This window comes from Pseudomonadota bacterium (assembly GCA_026388215.1).
Classification (GTDB): Bacteria; Desulfobacterota; Syntrophorhabdia; order Syntrophorhabdales; family Syntrophorhabdaceae; genus JAPLKF01.
The window spans coordinates 1-5946 of record JAPLKF010000134.1 but is presented as its reverse complement, the minus strand read 5'-3'; the positions used below and the strand labels follow the sequence as shown (position 1 = coordinate 5946).

Annotated in this window: 6 protein-coding genes; all 6 read left to right on the top strand. The window is 41.6% G+C overall.

From position 1 onward, the window contains the following. Positions 1 to 822: transposase (locus NTU69_07895; GenBank protein ID MCX5803434.1), on the top strand; the 822-nt coding region annotated here is incomplete at its 5' end. A 259-nt stretch (positions 823 to 1081) separates the two neighbouring features. Then, the gene (pilM, locus tag NTU69_07890; protein MCX5803433.1) at positions 1082 to 2704 is read left to right on the top strand and encodes a pilus assembly protein PilM; all 1623 of its coding nucleotides are present in this window, start codon (positions 1082 to 1084) and stop codon (positions 2702 to 2704) included. Next, positions 2694 to 3251, top strand: a complete 558-nt coding sequence (locus NTU69_07885) for a hypothetical protein (GenBank protein MCX5803432.1) — start codon at positions 2694 to 2696, stop codon at positions 3249 to 3251. The genes pilM and NTU69_07885 overlap by 11 nt, the downstream gene beginning before the upstream one ends. Next, a complete protein-coding gene (locus tag NTU69_07880) occupies positions 3238 to 3747 on the top strand; it encodes a hypothetical protein (protein ID MCX5803431.1) in 510 nt (169 codons plus the stop codon). Before NTU69_07885 ends, NTU69_07880 begins: the two co-directional genes overlap by 14 nt. Continuing rightward, a complete protein-coding gene (locus tag NTU69_07875; GenBank protein MCX5803430.1) occupies positions 3744 to 5225 on the top strand; it encodes a secretin and TonB N-terminal domain-containing protein in 1482 nt (493 codons plus the stop codon). The genes NTU69_07880 and NTU69_07875 overlap by 4 nt, the downstream gene beginning before the upstream one ends. Then, a partial coding sequence (locus tag NTU69_07870) for a tetratricopeptide repeat protein (protein ID MCX5803429.1) occupies positions 5222 to 5946 on the top strand: 725 nt, incomplete at its 3' end. The genes NTU69_07875 and NTU69_07870, both read left to right, overlap by 4 nt.

The window sequence follows — 5946 nt, the reverse complement described above, 5'->3', positions numbered from 1 at the left end:
TACCACATTACCTCACGGGGTAATGCCGGTAACAGAATTTTCCGAAACGACAAAGATCGGGAACATTTCCTTGCCATCCTAAGTTTTGTCATAGAAAGATTTCATTGGTTATGCCATGCATACTGCTTGATGGATAACCATTACCATTTGATTATAGAGACTCCCGACGGAAACCTCTCAAGGGGTATGAGGCAGTTAAATGGTATCTATACCCAGAAATATAACTGGAAATATAAGAAGACGGGACATGTTTTCCAGGGAAGGTATAAGGCAATCATCGTTGATAAAGATAGCTATCTCCTCGAATTATGCCGGTATGTTGTTTTAAACCCTGTAAGAGCAAATCTTACGGAAAAACCGGGGGACTGGAGATGGAGTAGTTACCTGTCCACTATAAGCGGAAAAGGAATACCGCAATATCTTACTATTGACTGGATACTCGGACAGTTCAGCAATGATAAGAAAAGAGCACAAAAACTATACAGAAACTTTGTCATAAAAGGTATTAAGAAAGAGACTCCCTGGAAGAATCTAAAAGGACAGATATTCCTTGGAGAAAAAAGATTCATCGAAAAATGCAAAACAGTTCTGACAGAAAAGAATGAATTGAAAGAAGTACCGAGAAACCAGCGACACATGGACAGGCCAAGGCTTGAAGAGCTTTTCAAGAGTGGTAAAAAAAAGAGCAAAGTTTTGAGAAACAAGATAATGTATGATGCTCATGTAAAATGTGGCTATACGTTGAAAGAAATTGCCGATTACTTAAAGATTCATTATACCACTGTCAGTAAGGCGGTAAAGAATGTTGACAATAAAAACTGATAATTCAAGACCTGACCCCAGCATCACCCTTACAATGTACTTTTTTATTGACATATCAATGGTATACAATATAATAGAGATGATAAATGACTAATCACCAAACACCAATGTTCAAATACCAAATAAAGAACAATAACCAATTTACCAATAATCAAATAAAGTCTGGAATTTGTAATTTGGTTATTGGTCATTGTCTGGTCATTGAGATTTGGTTATTGATGATTGTTTTTATCTCTGGTTATTTTATTAGCGGAGCAATATGGATATATTAGGCATAGATATAGGCACAGTCAGCGTTAAGTATGTGAGATGCAGAGGGGCAAAAAACATTGTCTCAAAAGGTGATTACCCTTATAGTGGTGACCTTGATGACCTTGAGATGATATTTTCCGATATCAAGGTGAAGGAAGGAATAAACCTCGAGGTCCTCATCGGGATTACCTCAGAGGACATTATTAAAAAAACATTTACCATCCCCATCCTTCCGAAAAAAGAGCAAAAAGAAGTGCTTAACTGGTCAACCACGAAGATTTTGACAACACCTCTCGAAGACATGGTGTATGAATACTTGATGCTTGGCGAGGTTGACGAGAAGGGGGTAAAAAAGGAAGAAGTTCTCTTTGTGGGAACCCGAAAAGAATACGTAAACAGGGTTTTATCCGTGTTGAAACATGCTGAGTTTAAACAGGTGACCCTTATCACGGATATAGCATTTACCTATAATCAGGCTATAAATGGGGAGGTTAAGGGTTCTGTTGCAGTTATTGATGTAGGCGGGAGAAGAACAGGTTTATATATCTACGATGCCAGGAATCTCATGTTTGCAAGAGAGATATTAACAGCATCTGAGAGCTTCTCCGACGCACTGATGAGCGGGTCAGGATACTCTTACGATGAAGCTGAGCAATATAAGCGAGAAAAAGGATTCAATGAAGAGTTGACTGAGGTATTGAGGCTGCCTTTTGAGAGGCTTGATGGGGAGATACAGAGAACATTCAGTGTGTACAACCAGAGATACCCGGATAAACCTATCTCCAGGGTTTTCATTGCAGGTAGAGGGGCGAAGATTCCAAACTTTTTTGAAAGATTAAAAGATTCCATGGTCGAAGAGGTAGGTTACTTGACGGTTCCTGTGGGTGTAGAAAGTGAGTTTATACCTGCGTACGCCCTGTGTATGGGTAGAGATTTGTTCCCGAACCTGTTGCCGAAAGAGATAAAAGAGAGAGGAAAAGAGGAGTCGTATAAGGGCTTGATAAGAATGGGAACGATTGTTATAGGGGCAATTCTTGTAATCTTATCCTTAAATGTTCTGAGCACGTTGAATAAAGTGAATATGATGGTTGGCATAGGAAAGACAAACCTTTCAAAGAAGATGGAGGGCTTGAAGGTCCTTGGGGTTTTACCATCATCTTTTAGTGACACAGAGCTCTCTGCAATAAGGAGCGAGATTCAGAAAAAGGATATTACGTTCATTACCTTATTGAAATATCTCTCATTAAGGCTGCCAAATGATGTATATCTGAAATCAGTTGAGTTTAGTAGTGAAGCCCAGGCGGAAACACCAACCACAGTTGGGGTACCCAAGGCGCCACCTGTTCAGCCGCCTCCAGCAACAACTGCAGGGCAGCAGGGCCTCCCAAAATTGGCTCCATTCCAGGCTTTAACAAAGGCTGTGAGCAATGATTACACAGTGACGATGAAAGGGTATGTATTCGGAGAACCTGATGCGCTTGAGGTAACCCTTTTTAATTTTATAATTACCCTCAAAAAGTCCGGGTTTATGCAGAACGTGGATGTAGTGAGCAAGGAGATAAAAACAATAAAAGGGAAAAAGGTGATAGAATTTTCAATTACGGCAAGGTGTTTAAGATATGAAGTTTAAGAGTATCTATCTGTGGTATGGACTGCCGGTAGCCCTGATTGTAGCATGGGTTTTACTGTTCTATATGCCATTTTCCTCACATATTAAAAATAGGGGCAAAGAGATTTTAAATATTAAACAGGAAGACCAGAAGGTAGACACCTCAATAAAAGGCATGGTTGAGCTTGTAAATAAGCAGGCCCAGTGGAGGCAATCGCTTAGTGAGTTCAAGACCCAGGCGCCAGACCTTGAAAGATTCCCGGAATTCATGAGGGAGGTAATGAAGCTGGCAAGGGACAGGGGAATTGCTATTGAACGTTTTGGCAGTGTGTTTACCTCCATTGGAACTGAACAAAAATCTCAGCTTATAAACCCTGTTTTTGAGATTGAAATAAAGGGAGGATTTCTCGAAACAGGAAAATTTTTAGAGGAACTCGGGAATAAAATGGTTTATAGAGGGATTCAAAAGGCTCAAATCTCGTATGATGAAAAAGAATACCCTATTCTGACCGGGAAATATGTGGTTGAATTCAAAGCAATGAAGGGGAAGGCATTTGAAGGTAAGTAAGCCTGTACTCATAGCACTTGTAATAGCGATACTACTGGCTGGATATATCTATTTTTTCACAGGTAAAAAGAAACCCCCGGCGAGAGTAGCTCCGGTGCCTCCAGCCGCAACTGTTCCTGTAGCGGTTCCTCAACCAGCCGCAAGAATGCAGGAGGTTAAACCGGAAGTCAGGGCGCAACTGGAAAAGATTGATGTTACGTGGGGGAGAGACCCCTTTTTGCTTCCCAAAGTCAAGACAGAGAAAAGGCGTGAGCTACAGACGACCTTTAAACTTGTTGCTATTCTTGAGAGGGGAAATGAAAGGATTGCGATAATAGACCATGAAGTAGTAAAGAAGGGTGATTTGGTGGGTGACGAAAAGGTACAGGAGATAGGGGTAGACAGGGTTATTCTCACTAAAAGGAATGGTTCAAAGAGGGTACTGAATTTAATGAACATTGAAGATACTGCTCCTGAGGACTTAACAAAAACGAAAAGTACTGAGAGGGGGAAATGAGAAATAGATTTATTTTAATTGCATTAATGTGTGTGTTTTCGTCATGTGCCCATGTAGAGAGGGCAGCGGAACCTCCTAAAGTTGTAAAACCCGTTGATATCGCGAGCCCTGTATCCTTGCAGATGGAAAAAGAAAAAGGTGTTGAGGTGTTTAAATCAAAGGAACTTTTTTCTTTCTCTTTCAGGGAGGCGGATGTCAAGGACATACTGAGGGCTATCTCAAAGCAGATTAATTACAACGTCGTCATGGAACCAGATGTAAAGGGGACATGCACCGTTGACCTCAAGAACGTGACCCTGGAAAAGGCGCTGGAATATATCCTTGAGCCGTTGAATTTTACATACAAAATAGAAGAGAGAACGATCTATGTCTCAAAGCCAAAACTTGAGGCAAGGATATTTCATCTGAATTACCTTACCCTCAAAAAAATAGGCACAAGCACTGTTGTGGGTACAATCGGTTCGCAAGCTGGGACTACGGGGGGTACAGGAACTACAGGCACAACAGGCACAACAGATTCCACGGTTTCTATTAAAAGTGAATCAGAATCAGATATCTGGAAAAATCTTGAAGATAATCTGAAGAACCTGATTTCTAAGGATGGAAAGTTTGTGGTCAATAGACAGGCCATGATGGTATTTGCCACCGATTATCCAAAGTATCTAAAGGATATCGGTTTGTTTCTGCAGGCTGCGGAAAACGTTATCCACAGGCAGGTGATGATTGAGGCAAGAATTGTGGAGGTAACGCTCAATGATGAATCCAGGGAAGGGATAAACTGGCGATTTATTGATGCGAGGATAGGAGAGTTTGCAGCAAGGGGTCAGCAGGTGCTTCTAAACCCCCTGCCAGCAGTTCCTCCTAGCGGCACTACTGCCTACCCTGCAGGTATTCCCTACTTTCGTTTCTTTGTGGGGTCGAAAAATCTCGACATTAACAATACCTTTATTGATCTCTTGAGAACCCAGGGAACAGTGAATGTCGTTTCGAGTCCAAAGATTGCAACACTTAATAACCAAAGGGCAATTATAAAGGTTGCAACACAGGATGTCTATTTCGATGAACAGCAATCTATTGGTGTTGGCGGTGTACCTCTTGCTACATATACACCGAAATTTATTACTGTTGGCCTTATTCTCGATGTTACACCGCAGATAGATGGTAATGGTAATATTATCCTCCATATACACCCGATGCTGACGGATAAGATCAGTGTAGAAACATCACCTCTTGGCAGCCAGGTGCCGGTCCTTGATGTCCGTGAAGCAGATACCATTGTACGGATGAAGGATGGTGAAACTGTTGTGATAGGTGGATTGATCAAGAACGCAAAGAGAACGGAAACCACCGGGACAAAGGGTCTTATGTCCATACCGCTCCTTGGAAAGCTTTTCAAAGTGGAAACCGAAAAGATACAAAAGATTGAGCTCGTTGTATTTCTGACCCCGAGAATCATGCAAAGTGAAGAGAAGCCGTGAGTATAATCCTTGATGCCCTTAAGAAGGCACAGCAGGAAAGGAAGCAAACAACCACAAAGACTACCTATACATTTAAAAATCCGGGTCAAAAGCCAAGATGGGTTGTTTATGGCATCCTTATTGTGGTTATTGCTTCTGTTGTAGGGTATCTTTATATCCCTGCATTTCATAAGCCAAAAGTAGTTGCAAAGGTAATTGTGAAGCCTGAGCCGCCAAAGACAAAACCTGTAACGGTAGAAGCAAAAAAGGTAGAGGCGACGCCCCAAAAGCCTGTAGTTGCACTTATAGAAAAAAAACCTGAGCCTGTAAAGACTCCTGTGAAGACTGAAAAGGCAAAACCAAAGGAAGAAGTAAAGGTTGCTGTCCAGAAAACCGAAGTCGTTAAGAAGGAAGTCGTTAAGAAGGAAATAATAGCTAAACGTGTGAAGCAGAAGACCCCTGCAATTAGGAAGGAGCGGAAGGAGCCTGCACCTGAGGGACAGAGGCAAGATATAGGTGTCACAGCGGGCAAGGTGGATGAAAGAAAGCTCGACCTTATTTACAATGAGGCATTAAAGGAAGCTCAAATGGGCAGGGTAAATGAGGCAAAGAGACTTTACCTCAGCATATTGGCGGAACGTCCTGACCATATTGAGGCGCTTAACAACCTCGGTGTAATTGCTACGAACGAAGGGAATACAAAAGAGGCACTTTTTTATTTTAAAAAGATTCTCGAATATAA

Excerpts from the sequence above, each read along its gene's own strand:
- NTU69_07885 (MCX5803432.1), top strand. The coding sequence starts at position 2,694 with ATGAAGTTTAAGAGTATCTATCTGTGGTATGGACTGCCGGTAGCCCTG.
- NTU69_07875 (MCX5803430.1), top strand. The coding sequence starts at position 3,744 with ATGAGAAATAGATTTATTTTAATTGCATTAATGTGTGTGTTTTCGTCA.
- pilM (MCX5803433.1), top strand. The coding sequence starts at position 1,082 with ATGGATATATTAGGCATAGATATAGGCACAGTCAGCGTTAAGTATGTG.